This window comes from Roseomonas acroporae, from assembly GCF_023223525.1.
Taxonomy (GTDB): Bacteria; Pseudomonadota; Alphaproteobacteria; order Acetobacterales; family Acetobacteraceae; genus Roseomonas_E; species Roseomonas_E acroporae.
Window position 1 is genome coordinate 17,406 of record NZ_JALPRX010000057.1, and the last position, 23,331, is coordinate 40,736.

Consider the following 23,331-nt stretch of genomic DNA (forward strand, 5'->3'; position numbering starts at 1 on the left):
GCTCAGCCGCGCTCCAGCCAGGCGATGGCGGCCAGCAGCAGCACCAGCGTGGCGAAGCTGAGCGTCAGGCAGCGGCGGATGGTGAAGCCGCGCAGCCGCTCCGCCTGCGCCGCCAGCGCGTCGCGCAGCCGGGCGGCGGGCACGAAGAGCAGCACCCAGGCCGGATCGCGCAACGCGGGCGGGCCGTGGCCGGGACGGTCCAGGGAGGAACGGTCCGGTGCGTCACGGTCGGCACGGCGCAGCAGGGGGCCGGCCAGCATGCGGCGCAGCGGCTGCGCGAAGCCGGCGGCATCGGGCTGGGTCAGCGGGTCACCGAAGGGCAGGTGCGCCGGCGGCGGGATGAAGCCGCAATCCCAGGCCGGCCCGGTCTCGACGCCGGCCGGCGAGCGGGCACGCAGCAGCAGCACCAGCGCGCCGCCGGCAAGGCCCAGCAGCAGCGCCAGCGGCAGCGGCAGGTAGCGCGGCCCCTCGGCGGCGGCCAGCGAGAAGGCCTGCGGGCCCGGCAGGCCGGTGCCGCCCACCAGCGGGCGCAGCGCCGGCACGGCGAGGTCGAGCAGCGGGCCCGGGATCAGGCCGAGCAGCACGGTCAGCGCGGCGGGCAGCGCCAGCGCCCAGCGCGCGACCGGCGGGCCGTCCTCGGCGCCGGCCGCGCGCGGGGTGCGGAAGCGGCCGAGGAAGGCGAGGCCGAACAGGCGCACCATCGCCGCCGAGGCAAGCGCCACGGCCAGCCCGATGCAGGCCGCCGCCGCCGCCGCGACGAGCTGGAAGGCGAGGTCGCCGACACGCGGCGCCGCCAGCAGCGCCTGCAGCAGCAGCCATTCCGAGGCGAAGCCCGAGAGCGGCGGCAGCGCGGCCGCGGCGGCGATGCCGACCAGGGCGCAGGCGGCGGTCCAGGGCATGGTGCGGATCAGCCCGCCCATGCGGTCCAGCCGGCGGGTGGCCGCGCCGTGCAGCACCTCGCCGGCGGCGAGGAAGAGCAGGGTCTTGAACACGCCGTGGTTCAGCGCGTGCAGCAGCGCGGCGCCGGCGGCGAGCGCCGCGAGCGGCCCGAGATCGGCGCCCCGGAAGGCGGCGGCGAGGCCGAGGCCCGCCGCCACCAGCCCGACATTCTCGATGGTCGAGCAGGCCAGCAGCACCTTGGCGTCGCTCTCCTGCGTGGCGCGCAGGGCGCCGAGCAGGGCGGCGGCGACGCCGGCGGCGAGGATCGGCACGCCCCACCAGACCGGCTGCGCCGGGCCGCAGAGATCCAGCGCCACGCGCGCCAGCACGTAGAGCGAGACCTTGGTCATCGCCCCCGACATCAGCGCCGAGACGTGCGAGGGCGCGGCGGGGTGCGCCAGCGGCAGCCAGACATGCAGCGGCACCAGCCCCGCCTTGGCACCGGCGCCGGCCAGCACCAGCAGCAGCACCGCGACGGCGCGCCAGCCCTCCGGCGGGGCCGCGCGCAGCGCGGCGAAGGCGAGATCCATGCCGAGGCCGCCGGGCGTGCCGGGGGGTGTGCCGGCAGACGCACCAGCGGGCGTTCCGGTGGCGGCGCCCGCGCCGAGCAGGCCGAAGGCCAGGATCAGCGCCACCGCGCCGCAGGCGGCGACGATCAGGTAGAGCCGCGCGGCGGCGCGGTTCTCGGCCACCTCGTGATCCGCCGCCACCAGCACCCAGGAGGCGAGCGACATCAGCTCGAACCCGGCGAGCAGGGTGTAGGCATCGGCCGCCAGCAGGGTCAGCGCCATGCCGGCCAGGAACAGCGGCTGCGCCGCCAGCACCGGCGCGCGGTCGGCCGGGCCTGCCGCGTGGTGGCGACGATTCGGCCGGGGCAGGGCATGGCCCAGGGCGAAGAGCGCGGTGGCGCTGCCGGACAGGCCCAGCAGCAGCAGGAACCAGGCCGAGAGCCCGTCGAGCGCGAGCCGCGACGCGGCGCCGCCGGGCGGGCCGAGCGGCAGGGTCAGCCCGGCATGCGGCGCGCCGACGCCGAGCAGCGCGGCCAGCGCCAGCGCCGCCATGGCGAGCGCGACGAGCCCGCCCCCCGCGTGCAGCGCCACGCTGCCGTGCCGCCGCCCGGCCAGGAACGGCGCCGCCAGGGCGAGGCCGACCAGGACGGCGAGCAGCAGCACGTAAGCGGTCAGCACGGGCCATCCGGGGATCGCGGCACGGCCGCAGGATAGCAGGCGCGAACGTGCTGGCGAGACGCCGCGTGCGCCGCCGGCGCCCCCGGTTCTCGTCCCGATCTTCGGCCCCGGTCTTCGCCCCCGTCTTCGACAGGAGCACGGCCCTTCGCCGGCAGGGCCGCACCGGCCGCTCCTTTCCGGATCGAATCAACCTGCGGTATGGCGACCACGCGACGCGCCGCAACCACGCGCTGCATCGCAGCATACCGGATGCCAGCCGTGCACACGCTTTCCAATTCTTGCGCCAGCCGCTAAGGAACCGGCCCTATGCGCGCCGGCCGTGCCGCGCCGCCCAGCAAGGAGACGCTCCATGGATCGCCGCCGGTTCGTCGCAGGAGGTGCCCTGGCCGGCACGGCGGCCCTCGCCGCACCGGCCGTCGCCCAGAGCGCCCCCGAGGTCCGCTGGCGCTGCGCCAGCTCCTTCCCGAAGTCGCTCGACACCATCTTCGGCGCGGGCGAGCACGTCGCGCGGCGGGTCGCGGCCCTCACCGACAACAAATTCCAGATCCGCGTCTTCGCCGCCGGCGAGCTGGTGCCGGGCCTCGAGGTCGCCAACGCCGTGCAGGCCGGCACGGTGGATTGCGGCCACACCGCCTCCTACTACTTCGTCGGCAAGGACCCGACCTTCGCGCTCGATGCCGTGGTGCCGTTCGGCTTCAACATGCGGCAGATGAACGCCTGGCTGCAGGAGGGCGGCGGGCGCGAGCAGCTGCGCGAGTTCTTCGACGGCTACGGCATCGTCTCCATCCCCGCCGGCAACACGGGCGCGCAGATGGGCGGCTGGTTCCGGCGCGAGATCAAGTCCGTGCAGGACCTCAACGGCCTCAAGATGCGCATCGCCGGGCTGGCGGGCAACGTGATGCAGAAGCTCGGCGTGGTGCCGCAGCAGATCGCGGGCGGCGACATCTACCCGGCGCTGGAGAAGGGCACGATCGACGGCGCCGAGTGGGTCGGCCCCTACGACGACGAGAAGCTCGGCTTCCAGCGCGTGGCGCAGTACTACTACTATCCGGGCTGGTGGGAGGGGAACCTCAACCTCTCCTTCTACGTGAACAAGCAGAAGCACGCGGAGCTGCCGCCGCTCTACCGCGAGGCGCTGGAAAGCGCCTGCCGGGACGCCACCATCGTCACCATGGCCAAGTACGACGTGCAGAACCCGGCCGCGCTGCGCCGGCTGGTCGCGGGCGGCACGCTGCTGCGCCCCTACCCGCGCGAGGTGATGCAGGCCTGCTACCGCGCCTCCGGCGAGCTGTTCGGCGAGATCTCCGCGCAGAACCCCGGCTTCAGGAAGATCTACGACCACTTCAAGGCCTTCCGCGACACGCAGTACCAGTGGTTCCGCGTGGCCGAGAACACCTTCGACAATTTCGTCTTCTCGATGCAGGCGCAGGAGCAGCGCCGGCCCTGAGCCGCCGCCGCCCGGAAGCCAGGAGCGGGCGGCGGGGAGACCGCAGAGCGGCACGGTGACGGCGCCTCGGTGGCCGCTGCCGTGCCGGGCGTTGGCGAGGCCGGGCATCGTGCCCGCGCCCCGCCGCCGATCGCAAGGAGTCCGCCCGGGATGGGTCCCTTTCTCGCCTTCAGCCGTGCCGTGGATGGGCTGAACGCCGCCGTCGGCAAGCTCGCCGACTTCGCGGTCCTGGCCTCCTGCGCGATCAGCGCGGGCAACGCCTTCGTCCGCTACGGCATCAGCTACAGCTCGAACGCCTGGCTCGAGGTGCAATGGTACCTGTTCGCCGTGATCGTGATGTTCGGCGCGCCCTACACGCTGTTCCGCAACGAGCACGTGCGCGTCGACCTCGTCTACGGCAACCTGCCGCAGCGGGCGCGGCTCTGGGTGGACGTGTTCGGCATCATCGTCTTCCTGCTGCCGGCGACCATCCTGCTCACCTGGATGACCTGGCCCTTCTTCCTCGACAGCTTCGTGCGCATGGAGGGCTCGCCCAACGCCGGCGGCCTGCTGCGCTGGCCGGTCAAGCTGGTGCTGCCGGTGGGCTTCTTCCTGCTCTCCCTCCAGGGCCTGTCGGAGCTGGTCAAGCGCATCGCGCTGCTGCGCGGCGACAAGCCGGAGATCGAGGTGGTCACCGAATACGTGCGGCCGGAGCAGTGATGCGACGGCACGACGAACACCGCCGCCTCGCCCTCCCCGCTCCCCGAATCCAGGTCACCCCGCGCGATGCTGACGCTTGAGATCATGCCGCCGCTGATGTTCGGCGGCCTCGTGCTGTTCCTGCTGATCGGCTTCCCGGTCGCCTTCTCCCTCGCCGCGACCGGGCTGTTCTTCGGCTTCGTCTCGATCGAGCAGGGCTTCTTCACGGAGGCCTATCTCGGCAACCTGCCGCTGCGCGTCTTCGGCATCATGTCGAACGACCTGCTGCTCTCGATCCCCTTCTTCACCCTGATGGGGGCGATCCTGGAGCGCTGCGGCCTGGCCGAGGACCTGCTGGAGGGCACCGGCCAGCTCTTCGGCAAGATCCCCGGCGGCCTCGCCTACGCGGTGATCCTGGTGGGCGCCGTGCTCGGCGCCATCACCGGCACCGTCGCCGCCTCGGTGATCGCGATGGGCATGATCAGCCTGCCGATCATGATGCGCTACGGCTACGACATGCGCCTGGCCACGGGCGTGATCGCGGCCTCGGGCACCATCACGCAGGTGATCCCGCCCAGCCTCGTGCTGATCGTGCTGGGCGACCAGCTCGGCAAGTCGGTCGGCGACATGTACGCGGGCGCGATCGGCCCCTCCATCCTGCAGATCCTGCTCTTCATCGGCTACATCGTCGTCGTCTCGATCGTCCAGCCGCACAAGGTGCCGCCGCTGCCGCCGGAGGCGCGCGGCGAGATGGGATGGCCCCTGATCTGGAAGGTGCTGAAGGGCATGGTCCCTTCGGTGGTGCTGATCTTCCTCGTGCTCGGCACCATCTTCATGGGCCTCGCGACGCCGACCGAGGCGGGCGCCATGGGCGCGGTCGGTGCCGTGGTCCTGGCCGCGATCAACCGCCGCCTGACCTGGCCGCTGATCCGCCAGGCCACCGAGAACACCATGCGCATCACGGCGATGGTGATCTTCATCCTGGTCGGCTCCACCGTGTTCAGCCTGGTGTTCCAGGGCGTGGACGGCGGCCTCTGGATCGAGCACATCCTGTCGCACCTGCCGGGCGGCCAGATCGGCTTCCTCGTCGTCGTCAACATCTTCGTCTTCTTCCTGGCCTTCTTCCTCGACTTCTTCGAGATCGCCTTCATCATCATCCCGCTGCTGGCGCCCGTGGCGGCCAAGCTCGGCATCGACCTCGTCTGGTTCGGCGTGCTGCTCTGCGTGAACATGCAGACCAGCTTCATGCACCCGCCCTTCGGCTTCGCGCTGTTCTACCTGCGCGGCATCGCGCCGAAGGAGGTCCGCTCGTCCGACATCTACTGGGGCGCCATCCCCTGGGTGTTCCTCCAGCTCGCGCTGGTGGCGATCGTCATCATCTGGCCGGAGAGCGTGACCTACTGGATCGACAAGGGCACCGGCGTCGATCCCTCCACGGTGCGCATCGAGATCCCGATGCAGGACCAGCCGGAGGACCTGCCGCCGCCCAGCTTCCAGTAGGCCCGCTTCCAGGAGGCCCGCTTCCGGGAGGCCCGCTTCCGGAAGGAACGTCGCGGAGACGGCAACGGGGCGCGCCGGCGGCAGCCGGCGCGCCCCGGCCAATTCCGGGCCCTGTCCGGCCGGCCGCCGGGCGTGGCGCGCTACAGCATCGCCAGCGCCCGCTTGCGCTTCGGCGGCGGGAAGGCCGCGTCCAGCGCCGCCAGATCCTCCGCCGGGAGCACGATCCCCGCCGCCGCCGCGTTCTGCCGCACATGCGCCGGGTCCGACGCCTTCGGGATCGCCACCACGCCATCGCCGCGCACCGCCCAGGCCAGCGCCGCCTGCGCCGGCGTCACGCCGTGCCGCTTCGCCACCGCCGCCAGCGCCGGGTGCCGCAGCAGCGCGCCCCCCTGCCCCACCGGCGAATAGGCCATCACCGGCATGCCGCGCGCCCGGCACCAGGGCAGCAGGTCGAATTCCGGGCCGCGATGCTCCAGGTTGTAGAGCACCTGGTCGGTGGCGCAGTCGCCCGACGCCCCTGGCGCCGCCGCCCCCAGCTCCTCCAGATCGTCCACGTCGAGGTTGGAGACGCCCCAGCGGCGTATCTTGCCCGCCGCGCGCAGCGCCTCGAACCCCGCCACCGTCTCGGCGAGCGGCACGCCGCCGCGCCAGTGCAGCAGGTAGAGGTCGATCCGGTCGGTCCGCAGCCGCTTCAGGCTGCGCTCGCAGGCCGCCGCCACGCCGCGCCGGCTCGCATTGTGCGGGTAGACCTTGGAGACGAGGAACACCTCGTCGCGCCGCCCCGCGATCGCCTCGCCCACCACCGTCTCGGCGCCGCCCTCGGCGTACATCTCGGCCGTGTCGATCAGCGTCATGCCGAGGTCGAGGCCGAGGCGCAGCGCCTCCGCCTCTCGCGCCGCCGCGTCGCGGCGCTCGCCCATGTACCAGGTTCCCTGCCCGATCACCGGGACCGCGGTGCCGTCGGCCAGATTCACGCTACGCATGGCGGCAACTCCCTCTCGCGCGCCGGACAGCCCAGCCACGGCCCCGGCGTCTGGAGCATTTTCAAGCTGAGCGTCCTCGCTCAGCGGCTCGGAAAATGCGAAAAATCAAAAGGCTAGAGCCGTTCCGGCCTGATACGGTCAGGCTGGATCGGCTCTAGAGCGGATCGCCGGCGGGCGGACACGCCCGGCGGCGTGAATCCGCGCCGAGAACAACGAGCGACAGCGAAACGCAGTCCCAACCAGACTGCGGTTCGCTGTAGGCACCCCCGCCGCCGCCGACTACCCTCGGCACGACAAGACAACGCAGCATGATGAGGTTCCCGGCATGCGCATCCTGATCCTGGGCGCGGGCGCGCTCGGCGGCTATTTCGGCGGCCGGCTGCTGGAGGGCGGCGCCTCGCCGGTGTTCCTGGTGCGGCCGCGCCGCCGGGAGCAGCTCGCGCGGGACGGGCTCGTGATCGAGAGCCCGTTCGGCGCCCTCCGCCGCCCCGTCGAGACCGTCACCGCCGAGACGGTCGGCCCGGGCTGGGACGTGGTGCTGCTGAGCTGCAAGGCCTACGACCTCGAGGATTCCATCGCCGCGATCCGCCCCGCCGTGGATGGGCGCACCGCGATCCTGCCGGTGCTGAACGGGCTGACGCACATCCAGGCGCTGGAAGCCGCCTTCGGCCAGGGCCGCGTCCTCGGCGGTCTCGCCCGCATCAACGCGACGCTGACGCCGGACGGCACGATCCGCCACTTCGACCAGTTCCGCGCCATCACCTTCGGCGAGCTGGACGGCACCATGTCGCCGCGCGTCGAGGCGTTGCAGGCCGCGTTCCGCGCCGCGCCGAACGATTCCGTGCAGGCCCGCGCCGTGCCCGACATCCGCGCGCAGATGTGGGACAAGCTGGTCTTCCTCGGCACGCTCGCCGCCGCCTCGGTGCTGATGCGCGCGACGCTGGGCGAGATCGTGCGCGGCGGCGGCACGGCGCTGCTGCAGCGCATGCTGGAAGGCAGCGCCACCGCCGCCGAGGCCGCCGGCTACCCCCTCAAGCCCGCCGCCCTCGACAGCTACCGGAAGATGTTCGCCGACCCCGGCTCCGGCGCCAACGCCTCCATGCTGCGCGACCTGGAGGCGGGCGGCCGCATCGAGGTGGACCACGTCGTCGGCACGCTGCTGGAGGCGGTGCGCGCCGCCGGCGTCGATCCCACGCTGCACGAGGCGGCCTACGTCCACGGCAAGAGCTACGAGCAGCGACGCGCGGCGGGCCGGCTGCCGCGCTGAACCGGCCCGGCGCCGGGTGGCGCCGGATTGCACTCCTGGCGATGAGCGCGCGTCGTCCGTAGGACAGCCCCGCGCCAGGCGCATGCCCGGCCATGCGGAGCGGGCGTTTGTCGCCCGGCATGGCGCGGGCTCTGCTATCGGCATGCCAGCCGCGCTCCTCACGGTGATCCTCGCCGCCTCGGCCGCCGTCAGCCTCAGCTTCGGGATACGCCAGACCTTCGGCCTGTTCCTGCTGCCGCTGGCGCAGGAGGCGGCCATCGCGCCCGCCGTGTTCGGCGCGGCGGTGGCGCTGCACAACCTCGTCTGGGGCTTCGCGCAGCCGGTCAGCGGCGCCATGGCGGACCGCTTCGGCGCCGGCCGCGTCATCGCCTGCGGCGGGTTTCTCTACGTTGCCGGGCTCGGCATGATGGCGCTCTGGCCGGGCGAGGCGAGCGCCGTCGTCGGCATCGGCCTGCTCACCGGCCTCGGCGTCGCCTGCGCCGGCAGCGGCACGGCGAATTCCGCCGTGGCCCGCGCCGCGCCGCCGGAGAAGCGGGGCGAGATGCTGGGCCTGGCCAGCGCCGGCGGCTCGGTCGGGCAGGCGCTGATGGTGCCGGCGGTACAGGCGGCGATCCTGGGCTGGGGCGCGGTGGGCGCCATCGGCATGCTGGCGCTGGCCTCCCTGCTCGTGCTGCCGGTCGGGCGCTGCCTCGAATGGCGGCCGGCGCCGCGCCCGCCGGGGGGCCCGCGCCCCGTCGGCCTCGCCGGCCTGCCCGCCCTGGCCCGCAACGCGCTCGCCGACCGCGACTTCGCGCTGCTGACGCTCGGCTTCTTCGCCTGCGGCTTCCAGCTCGCCTTCCTGGTCACGCACCTGCCGGCGCATCTCGCGCTCTGCGGCCTGCCGGCCGGGCTCGGCGCCACGGCGCTGATGCTGGTCGGGCTGTTCAACATCCCCGGCAGCTGGTTCTGCGGCTGGCTCGCCGGCCGGGTGCGGCCGGAGCTGGTGCTCGGCCTGCTCTACCTGATCCGCACCACCGCCGTCGCCCTGTTCGCCCTGGCGCCGCCGAGCAGCGCCGGCACGCTGGTCTTCGCCGCCGTGATGGGCGCCACCTGGCTCGGCACCGTGCCGCTGACCAACGCCGCGATCGCGCGCCGCTTCGGCGTCGCCGACATCGGCGCGCTGTTCGGCGTGTGCTTCATGAGCCACCAGATCGGCGGCTTCCTCGGCGCCGGCTCGGCGGCGGTGCTGGTGAACGCGACCGGCAGCTACGCGCTGTTCTGGCCGGTCATGGTGATGGTGGGGCTGATGGCGGCGGTGGCGAATTTCGTGGCGCGGCCGCCTCGGGTGGCGCTGGCCTGATAAGGAGGGGGCCTGAAGGCAGGGCGGCGCCGCGGCTGCCTTCGCCCCGCGGCTCCCGCCCTCACCCCGGCGCCTCGCCGCGCATGCAGGAACGCCACACGGTCAGCGCCTGCACCGTCTCCGCCACGTCGTGCACGCGCAGGATCGCCGCCCCCCGCGCCGCCGCCGCCAGCGCCGCCGCGACGCTCGCCGCCACGCGCCGCGCCGGCACCGTCTCGCCCGTGAGCCGCCCCAGGAACCCCTTGCGCGAGACCCCCATCAGCACCCGGCAGCCGATGCCGTGCAGGATCGGCAGCCGCTCGATCAGCTCCAGGTTGTGCGCCAGCGTCTTGCCGAAGCCGATCCCCGGATCGACCATGATGCGCCCGCGCGGGATGCCCAGCGCCTCGCAGGTGGCGACGCGGTCGCGCAGGAAGCGGGCCACCTCCAGCACCACGTCGTCGTAGTGCGGGTCGCGCTGCATGGTGCGCGGATCATCGCCCAGCATGTGCATCAGGATGACCGGGGCGCGCGACTGCGCGACCAGGCGCACCGCCTCCGGGTCGTGACGCAGGGCCGAGATGTCGTTGACGATCTCGGCGCCCGCCTCCAGCGCCGCGCGCATCACCAGGGCGTTGCGCGTGTCGATGCTGACGGTGGTGGCCCGGGCCAGCTCGCGCACCACCGGCACGATGCGGGCGGCCTCCTCCTCCGGCGTCACCGGGGCGGCGCCGGGGCGGGTGGATTCGCCGCCGACGTCGAGCAGGTCGGCGCCGGCCTCCAGCATGGCGTGGCCGGCCTCGATCGCGGCGGCGGCGTCGCGGCCGCCATCGGAGAAGCTGTCCGGGGTGACGTTGACGATGCCCATCACCTGCGGCCGGTCCATCGGCAGCTCGGCGAAGGGCGGCAGGGAGCGGGTGAGGCGGTGCAACGCCTCGTCCCACTCGGCCGGGACCGACTGGACGGGCAGCACGCCCAGCGTATGGCCGTTCTCGATCAGCCGGACCAGGGTGAAGGCGCCGGGGCCGCCGGCGAGCGGCAGGCCGGCGCCGGTGCGCGCGGCGTGGAAGGCGGCGGGGCCGTCGATCAGACCAAGGGGCTCGACCCAGCGCATGTTGCCTCCCGCGATCGGCGCGGCGCGGGGGCTTCGCCCCCTGCGCCCCCGGCCAAGGGGCGTTGCCCCTTGGGTATCCCACCAGGGGGCGAAGCCCCCCTGGAACCCCCCATTACGATTTGGGCCTCGCCGGTTCAACCGGCGAGGCCCAAAACGAACGGGGTCCGGGGCCGTCCGGCCCCGGCGGATGGGTCCAGGGAAAGCGGCGCCTTCCCTGGCGGGCCCCGGGGCGAAGCCCCGTCAGGCTCTCCCCTGGGGCGAAGCCCCGTCAGGCTCTCCCCTGGGGCGGAGCCCCGTCAGGCCCCCGGCGCCGGGGCCGGGCTCAGCCCGCCGGGCCCGGGACCCGGGCGCGGCGCCCGGCCCGAGGTCGGCACGCTGCCGCGCCCGGCCGGCACCGGCTCGTCCGGCCGGTCGCGCACCACCGGCTCGCCGCGGATCACGTGCCGGATCTCGTCGCCCGAGAGGGTCTCCCACTCCAGCAGGCCCTTGGCCAGCAGGTGCAGCTCGTCGATGTTCTCGGAGAGGATCTGCCGGCAGCGGGCATAGGCGCCGTCGATGATCGCGCGGATCTCGCCGTCGATCGCCTGGGCCGTCGCCTCCGAGAGGTTCTTCGACTGCGTCACCGAATGGCCCAGGAACACCTCCTGGTCGTTCGAGCCGTAGGCGATCATGCCGAGCTTCTCGGACATGCCCCACTCGGTGACCATGCGCCGCGCCTGGTCGGTCGCCATCTTGATGTCGCCCGAGGCGCCGTTGGAGACCTTGTCGAGGCCGAAGATCAGCTCCTCGGCGACGCGGCCGCCCATGGCCATGGCCAGCTCCGAGAGCAGCTTGCTCTTGTGCTTGCTGTAGCGGTCGCCCTCGGGCAGCGACATGACGAGTCCGAGCGCCCGGCCGCGCGGGATGATGGTCGCCTTGTGGACCGGGTCGCACTCCGGCAGGTGCATGGCGGAGAGGGCATGGCCGGCCTCGTGATAGGCGGTCATGCGCTTCTCGTCCTCGGACATGACGAGGGAGCGGCGCTCGGCCCCCATCATCACCTTGTCCTTGGCCATCTCGAACTCGTGCATGCCGACGGTGCGCCGCCCGGCGCGGGCGGCCAGCAGCGCGCCCTCGTTGACGAGGTTGGCGAGGTCGGCGCCCGAGAAGCCCGGCGTGCCGCGCGCGATCACCTTCGGATCGACGTCCGAGGCCAGCGGCACCTTGCGCATGTGGACCCGGAGGATCTTCTCGCGGCCGTTCACGTCCGGGTTCGGCACCACCACCTGCCGGTCGAAGCGGCCGGGGCGCAGCAGGGCGGGGTCCAGCACGTCCGGGCGGTTGGTGGCGGCGATCAGGATGACGCCCTCGTTGGACTCGAAGCCGTCCATCTCGACGAGCATCTGGTTCAGGGTCTGCTCGCGCTCGTCGTTGCCGCCGCCGAGGCCGGCGCCGCGGTGGCGGCCCACCGCGTCGATCTCGTCGATGAAGATGATGCAGGGAGCGTTCTTCTTGCCCTGTTCGAACATGTCGCGCACGCGGCTGGCGCCGACGCCCACGAACATCTCCACGAAGTCGGAGCCGGAGATGGTGAAGAAGGGCACGTTGGCCTCGCCGGCGATGGCGCGGGCGAGCAGGGTCTTGCCGGTGCCGGGGGGGCCGACCAGCAGCACGCCCTTCGGGATCTTGCCGCCGAGGCGCTGGAACTTCTGCGGGTCGCGCAGGAATTCCACGATCTCCTCCAGCTCCCCCTTGGCCTCGTCGATGCCGGCGACGTCCTCGAAGGTGACGCGACCGGTCTTCTCGGTCAGCAGCCGGGCGCGGGACTTGCCGAAGCCCATGGCGCGGCCGCCGCCCGACTGCATCTGGCGCATGAAGAACACCCAGACGCCGATCAGCAGCAGCATCGGGAACCACGAGAGCAGGTAGTGGAACAGCGGATTGACGTCGCTGTCCTCGGGCTTGGCCACCACCCGGACGCCCTTCTGGGTCAGGGTCGAGACCAGGGCGGGGTCCTCGGGGGTGTAGGTGGTGAAGGTGCGCCCGTCCGAGAGCTGCCCCTGCACGGTGCGGCCCTGGATGATCACGTCCCGCACATGGCCGGCGCCGACCTCGTTGAGGAAATCGGAATAGGCGACCTGCTGGGCGCTGGAGCGCGAATTGGTCGGCTGGAACAGGTTGAACAGCGCCACCAGAAGCAGCGCCACGATCACCCACAGCGCCAGATTGCGGCCGAAATTGTTCACGTCGGTATCCCGTCTGCTTGCCGGCCGGCGGTCGGTCGTGGCGCCAGCACCCTCGCGGGCTCTCCCGGACCGGCAGGAACAAGATAGGGCGGGACGCACGTTCCTTGAATGCCCGATGGTGCGGTCCGGGCGCATTCTCTGCGGAAAACGTCCCGGCCGGATCCGGCCCGGGGCGGCGGGCGGGCGGGCGGGAGCGGCGCCGGCCCGTGCCGTCCCGGCCCGATGCGGCCAGGCTGGACCGGCTCCGGAGCGTTTTCAGGCCGGGCGCACTCACCCGGCGATTCGGAAAATGCGAAGAACCAGAAGGCTGGAGCCGTTCCGGCTTGATACGGTCAGGCCGGAACGGCTCTGGAGCGGCACGCAGACCGGTTGGGACTGCGTGCCACCCCATCCCATTGTTTTCCGAGCGGATTCACGCCTCCGGGCGTAGCCGCCCTCCGGCGATCCGCTCTAGGCCGCGGGCCCCGCCGCGGGGGCGAAGCGCAGGCGGAACGCCGCGCCGAGCCGCGCCGTGGGATGGTCCAGCAACGGCACCGCCACCAGCGCCGCGTCTCGCCAGACCGCCGGCAGGGTGCGCAGCACGGCGGGCGGCAGGCCGCCGGCGACGCGGCCGAGCCGCCGGTGGGCCGTCCCCAGCGGCGCCAGCCGGCAGGCCGGATCGCCCGGACCGGACTGGCGGAAGCGCCCGTCCCAGCATGCGCCGGCCACCGCCGGCACGTCGGGCCCGATCGCCGCCGCCTCGCGCAGCAGCAGCCAGACGCCGCCGGCCGGGCGCAGCAGGGCGCCGCCGAGCGTCCCGCCCTGCCCCATCCGCGCGCGCGCGAGCAGGTCCCGCACCGCCGTCACGGCCGGGGCGTGCGCCGCGCCGGCCACGGTGCGCAGCAGCGCCCGCAGCGCCGCCACCGCCACCGGATCCGTCCCGAGCGCCGCGGGATCGAGCCGGCAGAAGCCTTCCGGCCGGATCTCCGCGGCCAGCGCCAGCCGCTCGGCCAGCGCCGCCTCGGTGCGCCCGCGCCGCCGGGCGAAGGCGAGCGCCGCCTCGGCCAGCGCCGTGCCGCCGCCCCCGGCCAGGGCGGCACGCAGCCGGGCGCGGGCGAAGCGCGGATCGTCGTTGGAAGGGTCGCGCACCGGCAGCAGCCCGGCGGCGGCGACCGTCGCTTCCAGCCGCGTCCGAGGCACGCCGAGCAGCGGCCGCAGCACCAGCGCCGCCCCCGCCGACCGCCAGGGCGCCATGCCGGCGAGGCCGGTCCCGCCGCTGCCGCGCAGGGCCCGGAACAGCACCGTCTCCGCCTGGTCGTCGCGCTGGTGGCCCAGCAGCAGCCAGGGGATCCCCGCCTCCCGGCAGGCTTCGAGCAGCGCCGCGTGCCGCGCCGCCCGCGCCCGCTCCTGCAATGCCGGGCCGGGCGGCAGGCCGAGGCGCAGCAGGCGCGACGCGATGCCGCGTCCGGCCAGGGCCGCGACCACGCCGGCCGCCTCGGCGGCGCTTTCCGGCCGCAGCCCGTGGTCCGCGACCAGCGCCAGCAGCGTCCCGCCGCGCGACCGAACCCAGTCATGCGCCAGCAGCGCCAGGGCCAGGCTGTCCGGCCCACCCGACACCCCGGCGGCGAGGCGCGGCGTCCAGGCCGCCGTCGCGTCCGGCCAGGGCGTCGGCGCGCAGCCCCGCATCAGCGCGGCGAATTCGGCCGCGCCCAACGGCCCGCCCAACGGCCCGCCCACTGGCCCGTCGGACGGGCCGGCGCCGGTCGGGTCAGCGGCAGCTCGCCCGCTGCCTGGCGGCATTGGCCTGCTGCGCCTGCGCCCCGCCGAGGCGCGGGAATTCGGTCCGGAGCTGGTCGAGCGTGTCGCACGCCTCGCGCCGGGCGCCGAGGCCGATGAAGGAATTGGCCAGCCCGAGCAGCGCGTCCGGCGCCCGCGAGCCCTGCCGGTTGCGGCGATAGGCGTCGTCGAAGGAGACGGCGGCCGCCTGGTAGTTGCGCTGGCCGAACTGCGCCTCGGCGAGCAGCAGCTGCGCGTCGGCGCTGCGCGGGCCGCGGCTCATCGCCTCGCGCGCCGCCGCCTCGGCCGCCGTGTAGTCGCCGCGTCCGAGCGCCGCGCGGCCATCGGCGATCGCGCGCTCGGGCGTGCGGGGCGGGGGCGCGCCGAGAGAGGTGCCGGGGGAAGCAGCGGCCGCGGGCGGCGCGGCGGGCGGGGCCTCGCGCGGCGGCGCGGCCGGCGGGCGAGCATCCGGGCGGGCATCGCCACCCCGGCCCTCGATCTGGCCGAGGCGGTAGTCCATGTCGCCCTGCAGCTTCTCGACCGCCTGCTGCAATTGCCGGTTGCGGTACTCGGCCTCCTCGGCGCGGCCGCGCAGGCGCCGCACCTCCTCCTCCAACTGCCCGACCCGCTCCAGCAGCTGGCCGACGATCTCGCCGGCATTGCCGCCGGGGGCGGGACGGTAGCCGGGCGCCGGCATCGGCGCGCCGCCGCCACCGCCGCTGCGGCGGAGCTGCTCCATCTCCTGGCGGAGCTGCAGGAGCTGGTTCTGCAGCGCGATGCCCTCGCGCGATTCCATCTGCGCCCGCGCCGCCGGCGCCACGGCCAGCGACGCGGCCAGGGCCAGGGCGACGGCCAGGGAACGGGCGGGCGGGCGCACGGGCGGCTGCGCCGGGGCTCGGGGCGCGCCGGCCGGCGGGCGGGTCGGCGCGTGGGGCGGGGTTCGGTCGGTCGGCATCGGGCGCGTCGTTCTCCGGCGGTCGGGCCGGGGGCGGCGGGCGCGCACCGGCGGGAATTCGCGACGGGGGCACCCGGGGGGCGGGCACCCCGCCGAGGCGTCCCGGCGCACGGCGTATCCCCGGGGCAGGTCCCGCCGGGGAACGGTGCCGCGCGGGAGGCCGTCCCGCGGGGCACGGCCCGGCCGCCGCGGCCGGGAGGGCGGCGGCAGCCGGGAAGGCGGGGCCGGGGCGGCCCTCACGGCCGTCGCGGCAGGCCGTCCACGTGGCGGCCGGCGGAACTCCCGCCGCCCGCCCGGCGGATCAGCGGACCACCGTCACCGCGCGGCGGTTCTGCGCGTAGTCCTCCTCGGTGGAGCCCAGCGCCGCCGGGCGGTCCTTGCCGTAGGAGATGGTGCTGATGCGCGAGCCGGCGGCGCCCGAGGCCACCAGCACGTCGCGCGCGGCGTTGGCGCGGCGCTGGCCGAGGGCGAGGTTGTACTCGCGCGTGCCGCGCTCGTCGGTATGGCCCTCGACCGTCACCGTCACCTGCGGGTAGCGGCCGAGCCAGCCGGCCTGCCGCTCCAGCACCGGGCGCTGGTCGCCGCGCACCGAGGAACTGTCGAAGTCGAAGAAGACGCGGTCGCCGACATTGGCGACGAGGTCCTCCTGGCTGCCCGGCCGCGGCCCCGCGACGCTGCCGGCACCGCCCGCCGCGCCGGCACCGGTGGCGGCGGCGCTGCCGTCGGTGTCGTTGCTGCTGCAGGCGGCGAGCAGCGCGGCCGCACCGATCACGGCGGCGCGCGACGCGACCAGGAACTTGCTGGACATCTACTGATCCTTCCGAGTGGGGGGAGCGCCGGTCGGCGGTCCGCAAGGAATGGCGCCGGGCGCGTTACAGCCGCCCCCGGACAGGGTCAAGTTGAAGGCGTTGCATGCAAGACCGCCATGCGGCGCATCCGTGTCCGGCGATGGCCGTGGCCCGAGCCGTGCACGCACGCGCCAACGCGGCGACGTCCCTCCCTTCCGGGCATCGGGGCTTCCGCCCCGACCCCACTCATCCCGTCCCGGCGACCAGCCGGCGGGCGCGGCCCCCGAAGCCCCGGCACGGACCGGGCCGGCCCGGCCGCCGGGACGCGCCGGTCCGTCCGGCACCGGGAAGCGGGCCCGGCGAGCCTCGTTCCGCCACGGCACCGCGCGGCGGGCGGGCATCCGCGAGGGACGGCGCCCCTCCCCGTCGCCTCAGGACAGCAGCGGCGACCAGGCGGGATCGGAGGCGTCCCCCGGCGTCGGCACCGGCCGCTCGTTGAAGCCGGCGATGTCGATCGAGGAGATGCGCGAGGAGTAGCCGCTGCCGCGCGAATCCCGCGCCTGGCTCTCGCGGAAGAACATCAGCACGCGGCCGTTGGGCGCGAAGGTCGGGCCCTCCATGCTCCAGCCTTCCGTCAGGATGCGCTCGCCGCCGCCGTCGGGACGCATCACGCCGATCGCGAAGGAGGAGCCGGACATGCGGGTGAAGGCGATCAGGTCGCCGCGCGGCGACCAGACCGGCGTCGCGTAGCGGCCACGGCCGAAGGAGATGCGGTTGGCGGCGCCGCCCGAGGCGCTCATCACGTAGAGCTGCTGGTCGCCGGAGCGGTCCGAGTTGAACACGATCTGCGAGCCGTCCGGGCTGTAGCAGGGCGAGACGTCGATCGAGCTGCCCGAGGTGAGCTGGCGCATCGAGCGCGAGCCGATGCCGACGGAGTAGATGTTGGCCGAGCCGCCGCGCGTGGAGGAGAGCACCACCGAGGAGCCGTCCGGCGAGAAGCGCGGCGAGAGCGTCATGCCGGGGAAGGAGCCGAGCACCTCCTGCCGGCCGCTGTCGATGTCGAGGATGTAGACCTGCGGCTGCGCGTTCTGCTGGTAGCTCATGAACACGACGCGGTTGGCCGTCGGGTGGAAGCGCGGCGTCAGCGCGGCGTTGCGGCCGTCGGTCAGCATGCGGTTGTTGGCGCCGTCCTGGTCCATGATGGCCAGCCGCCGGGTGCGGCGGTCGCGCGGGCCGCTCTCGGCGACGTAGACGACGCGCGTGTCGAAGTAGCCCTTCTCGCCGAGCATGCGCTCGTAGATCACGTCCGAGATCAGGTGGCCGATGCGGCGCCAGTTGGCGGCGGGGGCGGTGAAGGCGGTGCCCTGGAGCTGCTGGCCGGAGAGCACGTCCCAGAGCCGGAACTCGACGCGCAGGTTGCCGCCGGACTGCTCCACGCGGCCGGTGGTCAGCCCCTGCGCGCCGAGCGGGCGCCAGTCCTCGAAGCGCGGCGTCTGCGCCGCGGCCTCGGCGGTCTGGATGAAGGCGGCGCGGTCCACCGGGCGGAACAGGCCGGAATTGCGCAGGTTGTTGGTCACCACCTCGGCGATCTGCGCGCCCATGCCGCCGCCGGCGAAGTCGGGGATGGCGACCGGGATCGGGTTGGTGCGGGCGCGGTTGATGTCGATCACCGGCCCGGAGCCGGCGGCGGCCTGCGCGAAGGCGGGGAGCGGGCGGGCCAGGATGCCGGGCACGACGAGCCCTGCGCCGAGGCCGAGCAGCGCCGCGCGGCGGGAGGTGAGGTTTTCGTTGTTGGATCGGGCTGGCATTATCGGATCAGACCTCTCGGGCTGAAGCGGAAGGTGGCGTTGCGAAGCGTCTCCAGCTTCTCGCGCGGCACCCGCAGCGGATTGCATTGCGGCGAGAGCAGGGCGGCGCGGGCGCGGTCGAACACGGCGCGCGCCAGCGGGCTGCTGGGGTAGCCGCCCACCGGGCGCACCGCGCGCACCACGCCGTTGGCGTCGATGTCGGCACGCATCTCCACCGTCACCTGGTCGATGCCGAGCGCGCCGGAATCGATGCTCCAGCACTCGGAGATCTGGTCGGCGATGCCGCGTATCTCGCCGGCGGTCAGCGCCGCCGTGCCGGTGGGCGTGCCGCCGCTGGCCTGCGGCGCGCCGCCGGCCGGCGCCCCGGCGCGGCGCGGCGCCTCGCCCTGCTGCGCCTGGCGCAGCCGCTCCAGCGTGTTGAGCACGGAGGAGGAGCGTTCCTGCGGCCGGGCCACGGCGGGGGTCTGCCCGGTGCCCGGCGTCTGCGCCGGGTTCGGGTTCTGCACCGGCGGCGGCGGGTGCGGGATCGGGTTCGGTGCCGGGCGCGCCGAGGGAGGCTGGGTCGCCGGCTGCGCCGCGGGCGGCGTCGGGGCGTGGCGCGCCTGGGGCTGCGGCGGGCTCGGCGGCGTCGGGCGCGCCTGCGGCTGCGGCGGCGTATGGGGCTGCGGCGGCGCGGGCGTCGGCCGCGGCGGCACCGGGGTCGGCCGCGGCGGCGTGGGCGCGGGCGGCGCCACCGGACGCGGCGGCACCGGCGTCGGCGTGGGGGCCGGCGGGGGCGGCGCGGGGCGCGGCGGGGCGGGCTGCGGCGGCGTCGGCCGAGGCGGGGCAGGCTGGGGCGGGGCAGGCTGGGGCGGGGCAGGCTGGGGCGGCGCCGGCTCGGGCGGCGGCGGCTGCACCGGCGGCACCGGCAGCGGCGGGCTCGGCACCGGCGGCGTCGGCGCGGGCGGCGCGGGGGTGGGCGGCGCGGGCGGCGCCGCGTGCGCGGGCGGGGGCGGCGGGGGGGGCGGGCTCGGCGCGGGCGGCAGGGGCAGCTGCTCCTGCTGCGTCGGGGCGGCGGGGCGCGAGGTGTCGGCGCGCTCCGGCGTCGGCGCCGGGCGCTCGCCGCGCGCCTCCTGCGCCTGCTCGGGCGAGACCAGCTCGACGCTGATCCCCTGCTCCTCCGGCTCCTCCACCTTGCGCGGCGTCAGGTTGAGCAGCAGCAGCAGCAGCGCCAGCAGGTGCAGCCCGCCCGAGACGTAGCCCCAGCCGCGCAGGTCGCGCGGCGGCCGCAGCCAGGACGGGCCGATGCCGGGGACGGGCTGGAGCTGCACCGTGGCCGCCTCCGCGCCTCAGCCGCGCGGCGCCGCGCCGGGACGACCGCCCGGAGGGTTCTGGGGAGCGTTCTGGGGAGCGCTTTGGGGCGCCGGGCCCGGGGTGGCGGGCCGGGTGCCGGCCGGGGGCGCGCCGGGGCGGGCCGGGCCGGCGGCGGGCGCGCCGCCGGGGCGGGCGGCCGGCTGCTCGGCCAGCAGCGCCACGCGGTTGAAGCCGGCCGAGGAGATCATGCCCATCACCTCCATCACGCGGCCGTAGGAGATGGCGCGGTCGCCGCGCACGAAGATCCGCCGCTGCTCGGCGGGCGCCCCCTGGCCGGCGGCGGCGGACTGGTTCTGCGCCCCGGCGATGGCCTGCAGGCGCGGCACCAGCTCGGCCTCCGGCACCTCGGTGTCGCCGATGAAGAGGTTGCCCTCGGGGTTCACCGTGACGGTGATCGGCTCGTTGTCCTGGTTGAGCGGCTGCGCCGAGGTGCGCGGCAGGTCGACCGGCACGCCCGAGGTCATCAGCGGCGCCGCCACCATGAAGATGATGAGCAGCACCAGCATCACGTCCACCATGGGCGTGACGTTGATCTCGGCGAGCGGCCGGTAGCGGCCGCGACCGCTCCCGCGCGTGCGCCCCTGCAGCGAAGCGGCCATGGCCCGGCTTCCCCTCTGTCCTCTTTCCCTGGCCCTGCCCTACGCCGCCGCCCGGTCCTCGCCCTGGCGCGAGAGGATCGCCCCGAATTCCGAGGCGAAGCCCTCCATGCGCGCGGCGAAGCGGCCGAGGTCGGTGGAGATCTTGTTGTAGGCGAGCACCGCCGGGATGGCGGCGACGAGGCCCATGGCCGTCGCGAACAGCGCCTCGGCGATGCCCGGCGCCACCACGGCGAGGTTGGTGTTGTTCATGCCCGCGATCGCCGCGAAGCTGTTCATGATGCCCCACACCGTGCCGAACAGGCCGACGAAGGGCGCCACCGAGCCGACCGAGGCGAGGAACACCATCCAGCGCTCCAGCACGTCCATCTCGCGCTGGATCGTCACGTTCATGGCGCGCTCGGTGCGGTCCTGCACGCCGGCGAGCGAGACGTCCGAGCCGATGCCGCGGCTGGCGGAGCGGCGCCACTCCTTCATGGCGGCGCCGAACACGGCGGCCATCGGGTGGGTCGGGCGCTCGCCCTCGCTGTCCTGCAGCGCGTCCAGGCTGCCGCCGGACCAGAACCGGTCCTCGAAGGCGTCCGCCGCGCGGTTGATCCGGCGCAGCGTGGTCCACTTCTCGAAGACGATCGCCCAGACCCAGATGCTGGCCGCGATCAGCAGCAGCATCACGAGCTTCACGATCCAGTCGGCCTGCATGAACAGGCCCCACAGCGACAGGTCGTGCGCCGCCGAGGCCGCCTGCGCGGCAAGGTCGGTCGTGTTCACGGTGCGGTCCAAGCCAGCAACTCCCCCTCAGCCACCCGGCGCCGCGTCGCGGCCGGCCGGGCTCGGCAATCCCCCGGAACCCGCGCGCCCGGTCGGGCGGCCGTCCCGTCATCCCCCCGGAACGGCCCCGGGCGTCTCCCGCGGCCTTCCCCGGCCGCGCCGCCTCCGGCACCCCCGGAGGCTGTCCCAGGTCGGTTTCCTCGGGGCAGCCCGGCCAGCCTCACGCCGGCACCACCAGCGCCCGCAGCGCGGAGCGCCAGGGCTCGGGCAACGGCACCGGGCGCAGGCTGTCGCGGCCGATGCAGGCCAGGTCCACCCGCAGCACCGCCGCCGGCGGCCCGGCCGCCGAGTCCGGCGCATCCCCCTCGTCCGGGACGCGCCGTATCGCCTGCCTGAGGCTGAGGGAAGCGCCGCGGACGCGGGTCAGCGTCGTTTCCACCACCAGGGCGTCGTCCAGACGGGCGGGGCGCAGATACTCCACTTCCAGACGCTGCACCACGAGTATCGAAGCGTGACGGTCGATCATCGCCTGATGCGGCAGGCCGAGGGCCCGCAGGCACTCCGTCCGCGCCCGCTCGGCGAAGCGCAGGTAGTTGGCGTGGTAGACCACCCCGCCCGCATCGGTGTCCTCGAAATAGACGCGGAGCGGGAAGCGGTGCGCCTGCATGGCCCGGTGGTAGCGCGGGCGCCGGCTTCACACCAGACCTAAACGGCTTCGCGCAAGCAACTGGAAATGAAACAGGCTTGCCAGGACAGGCGAGTTCCGGCCGGGGCCGGCCCCCGCCCCGCCGGGGCGCCGCGGCGGCGCGCGGCCGGCGGGCTGCCCGGCCCGCCGGCGATCCGCCTCAGAACTCCTCCCGCTCCACCGGCAGCACGCCGCGCGCCAGCAGGTCGAGCTGGAGCCCGGCGGCGGCCGGCGGCGCCATGTTGAGGTGCCGCCAGCCCGGCTCGCCCAGCACCCGGCCGCGCGGGGTGCGCAGCACCAACCCCTCCTGGATCAGGTAGGGCTCGATCACCTCCTCCAGCGTGTCGCGGCTCTCGGAGAGCGCCGCCGCCAGGGTCTCGATGCCGACCGGGCCACCGTTGTGGTGCTCGGCGATGCGGCGGAGGTAGCGGCGGTCCATCGCGTCGAGGCCCATCCGGTCCACCTCCAGCCGGGCCAGCGCGTCGTCGGCCAGCGCCCGGTCGGCGGGGCGGCCGGCGACGGCGGCGAAGTCGCGTACCCGGCGCAGCAGCCGCCCGGCGATGCGCGGCGTGCCGCGCGAGCGCGTCGCGATCTCCCGCGCCCCGTCCTCGGTCAGCGAGAAGCCGAGCTTTCGGGCACCGCGCGCGACGATCTGCAACAATTCGTCGGGCGTGTAGAACACCAGCCGCAGCGGGATGCCGAAGCGGTCGCGCAGCGGCTGCGTCAGCAGGCCCGAGCGGGTGGTGGCGCCGACCAGGGTGAAGGGCGGCAGGTCGATGCGCACGGTGCGCGCCGCCGGCCCCTCGCCGATGATGAGGTCGAGCTGGAAGTCCTCCATGGCCGGGTAGAGGGTTTCCTCGATCGCCGGCTGGAGGCGGTGGATCTCGTCCACGAACAGCACGTCGCGCGGCTGCAGGTTGGTCAGGATCGCGGCGAGGTCGCCGGCGCGTTGCAGCACCGGGCCGGAGGTGGCGCGGAAGCCGACGCCCAACTCGCGCGCCACGATCTGCGCCAGCGTGGTCTTGCCGAGGCCCGGCGGGCCGTGGAACAGCACGTGGTCCATCGCCTCGTCGCGCCCGCGGGCGGCGGCGACGAACACCTTGAGGTTCTCGCGCAGCGACCGCTGGCCGGTGAAGTCGTCGAGGGTCTGTGGGCGCAGCGCGTTCTCGCCCGTGTCCTCCTCCTGCCGCTCCGGGGCGGTGAGGCGGTCCTCGGGCTCGAACGCCGTCTCCGGCGGCGCGGCCTGCGGGCGGCCGCGGGGGCCCCTTCCCCCACCCCTGGCCTTGCCGGTGCCGCTCATCGGGCCAGCTCCTTCAGGCTGTCGCGGATCACCGCGTCGAGCCGCGCCCCGGCGCCGAGGCGGGCCATGACGCGCGAGACGGCGCCCGCCGCCTCCGGCCGCTTCATGCCGAGGTTGAGCAGGGCCGAGACCGCGTCCGCCTCGACGCCGGCCGGCAGCGGCGGCGCGGCCGCGGCGGCGGCACCGGAGACGGCGGTGGCGGCCAGGGCGGGCATGGCGCCGGCCCATTCGCGCAGCTCCGTCACCAGCCGCTCGGCGAGGCGGGCGCCGACGCCGTTGGCCTGGCGCAGCGCCGCCTTGTCGCCGCCGCGCACCGCGCCGGCGAGCTGCTCGGGGGTCAGGGCGGAGAGGATGTCGAGCGCCACCTTGGGGCCGACGCCCTGGATGGCGGTGAGCCTGCGGAAGCAGTCCCGCTCGGCGCGCTGGGCGAAGCCGTAGAGGGTGATGGCGTCCTGCCGCACCTGCGTCTCCACCAGCACCGAGACCACGCCTTCCGTGGCGGCGAGCCGGTCGAGGGTCTTCTGGGAGCAGGAGAGCAGGTAGCCGACGCCGTTGACGTCGAGGAGGCAGCCATCCCCGTGCTCGACGAGGCGGCCCGTCAGTTTGCCGATCATGCAGCTCGCTTGGTGTCCGGCGCGCGGTGAGGACCGGATTCCCGGCCCGGC

At 74.8% G+C, this 23,331-nt stretch carries 18 protein-coding genes and 1 pseudogene; 5 read left to right on the forward strand and 14 right to left on the reverse strand.

Features of this window, described 5'->3' with window-relative positions; all coding sequences use genetic code 11:
- Positions 1–2: 2 nt before the first annotated feature.
- Positions 3–2,126, reverse strand: a complete 2,124-nt coding sequence (locus M0638_RS13425) for a proton-conducting transporter transmembrane domain-containing protein (RefSeq protein ID WP_248667507.1) — start codon at positions 2,124–2,126, stop codon at positions 3–5.
- Between the two features lie 349 nt (positions 2,127–2,475).
- On the opposite strand from M0638_RS13425, the gene M0638_RS13430 reads away from it, so the two are divergent.
- The 3 genes from M0638_RS13430 (at position 2,476) to M0638_RS13440 (ending at position 5,751) form a co-directional block, all read left to right on the forward strand.
- Positions 2,476–3,573 (forward strand): TRAP transporter substrate-binding protein, encoded by a 1,098-nt coding sequence (locus M0638_RS13430; protein WP_248667508.1) that lies wholly within the window; start codon positions 2,476–2,478, stop codon positions 3,571–3,573.
- 150 nt (positions 3,574–3,723) lie between these two features.
- The gene (locus tag M0638_RS13435) at positions 3,724–4,272 is read left to right on the forward strand and encodes a TRAP transporter small permease subunit (protein ID WP_248667509.1); all 549 of its coding nucleotides are present in this window, start codon (positions 3,724–3,726) and stop codon (positions 4,270–4,272) included.
- A 66-nt stretch (positions 4,273–4,338) separates the two neighbouring features.
- Entirely contained in the window at positions 4,339–5,751 is a 1,413-nt protein-coding gene (locus tag M0638_RS13440) for a TRAP transporter large permease (protein ID WP_248667510.1), read from the forward strand.
- A gap of 140 nt (positions 5,752–5,891) precedes the next feature.
- On the opposite strand, the gene M0638_RS13445 is transcribed toward M0638_RS13440, so the two are convergent.
- The gene (locus M0638_RS13445; protein ID WP_248667511.1) at positions 5,892–6,734 is read right to left on the reverse strand and encodes an aldo/keto reductase; all 843 of its coding nucleotides are present in this window, start codon (positions 6,732–6,734) and stop codon (positions 5,892–5,894) included.
- A gap of 325 nt (positions 6,735–7,059) precedes the next feature.
- On the opposite strand from M0638_RS13445, the gene M0638_RS13450 reads away from it, so the two are divergent.
- Complete coding sequence (locus M0638_RS13450) at positions 7,060–8,001, forward strand: ketopantoate reductase family protein (protein WP_248667512.1); 942 nt, start codon at positions 7,060–7,062, stop codon at positions 7,999–8,001.
- A gap of 142 nt (positions 8,002–8,143) precedes the next feature.
- Positions 8,144–9,340 carry an MFS transporter gene (locus M0638_RS13455; RefSeq protein ID WP_248667513.1) on the forward strand — a complete coding sequence of 399 codons (1,197 nt, stop codon included), beginning with the start codon at positions 8,144–8,146 and terminating at the stop codon, positions 9,338–9,340.
- Positions 9,341–9,401: 61 nt separating this feature from the next.
- On the opposite strand, the gene folP is transcribed toward M0638_RS13455, so the two are convergent.
- From folP to ruvA, 12 genes and pseudogenes are all read right to left on the reverse strand, one after another.
- A complete protein-coding gene (gene folP / locus M0638_RS13460; RefSeq protein ID WP_248667514.1) occupies positions 9,402–10,433 on the reverse strand; it encodes a dihydropteroate synthase in 1,032 nt (343 codons plus the stop codon).
- A 296-nt stretch (positions 10,434–10,729) separates the two neighbouring features.
- Positions 10,730–12,658 (reverse strand): ATP-dependent zinc metalloprotease FtsH, encoded by a 1,929-nt coding sequence (gene ftsH, locus M0638_RS13465; RefSeq protein ID WP_248667515.1) that lies wholly within the window; start codon positions 12,656–12,658, stop codon positions 10,730–10,732.
- Between the two features lie 450 nt (positions 12,659–13,108).
- Complete coding sequence (gene tilS / locus M0638_RS13470) at positions 13,109–14,350, reverse strand: tRNA lysidine(34) synthetase TilS (protein WP_248667516.1); 1,242 nt, start codon at positions 14,348–14,350, stop codon at positions 13,109–13,111.
- Positions 14,351–14,405: 55 nt separating this feature from the next.
- Entirely contained in the window at positions 14,406–15,368 is a 963-nt protein-coding gene (locus tag M0638_RS13475; RefSeq protein WP_248667517.1) for a tol-pal system YbgF family protein, read from the reverse strand.
- 301 nt (positions 15,369–15,669) lie between these two features.
- Positions 15,670–16,176: a peptidoglycan-associated lipoprotein Pal gene (pal, locus tag M0638_RS13480; RefSeq protein ID WP_248667518.1), complete on the reverse strand. Its 507-nt coding sequence runs from the start codon at positions 16,174–16,176 to the stop codon at positions 15,670–15,672.
- A 411-nt stretch (positions 16,177–16,587) separates the two neighbouring features.
- On the reverse strand, positions 16,588–17,964 hold the full coding sequence (gene tolB / locus M0638_RS13485) for a Tol-Pal system beta propeller repeat protein TolB (protein ID WP_248667519.1): 1,377 nt from the start codon (positions 17,962–17,964) through the stop codon (positions 16,588–16,590).
- A complete protein-coding gene (locus M0638_RS13490) occupies positions 17,964–19,274 on the reverse strand; it encodes a hypothetical protein (protein ID WP_248667609.1) in 1,311 nt (436 codons plus the stop codon). Before M0638_RS13490 ends, tolB begins: the two co-directional genes overlap by 1 nt.
- 165 nt (positions 19,275–19,439) lie before the next feature.
- Positions 19,440–19,916, reverse strand: a pseudogene (gene tolR, locus M0638_RS13495) (protein TolR); the annotation flags it as partial.
- 39 nt (positions 19,917–19,955) lie between these two features.
- Positions 19,956–20,693, reverse strand: coding sequence for a protein TolQ (gene tolQ, locus M0638_RS13500; RefSeq protein WP_248667521.1), 738 nt, complete (start codon positions 20,691–20,693; stop codon positions 19,956–19,958).
- A gap of 208 nt (positions 20,694–20,901) precedes the next feature.
- Entirely contained in the window at positions 20,902–21,348 is a 447-nt protein-coding gene (locus M0638_RS13505; protein ID WP_248667522.1) for a YbgC/FadM family acyl-CoA thioesterase, read from the reverse strand.
- A gap of 178 nt (positions 21,349–21,526) precedes the next feature.
- On the reverse strand, positions 21,527–22,666 hold the full coding sequence (gene ruvB, locus M0638_RS13510; RefSeq protein ID WP_248667523.1) for a Holliday junction branch migration DNA helicase RuvB: 1,140 nt from the start codon (positions 22,664–22,666) through the stop codon (positions 21,527–21,529).
- On the reverse strand, positions 22,663–23,280 hold the full coding sequence (ruvA, locus tag M0638_RS13515; protein ID WP_248667524.1) for a Holliday junction branch migration protein RuvA: 618 nt from the start codon (positions 23,278–23,280) through the stop codon (positions 22,663–22,665). The genes ruvB and ruvA overlap by 4 nt, the downstream gene beginning before the upstream one ends.
- Between the last annotated feature and the right edge of the window lie 51 nt (positions 23,281–23,331).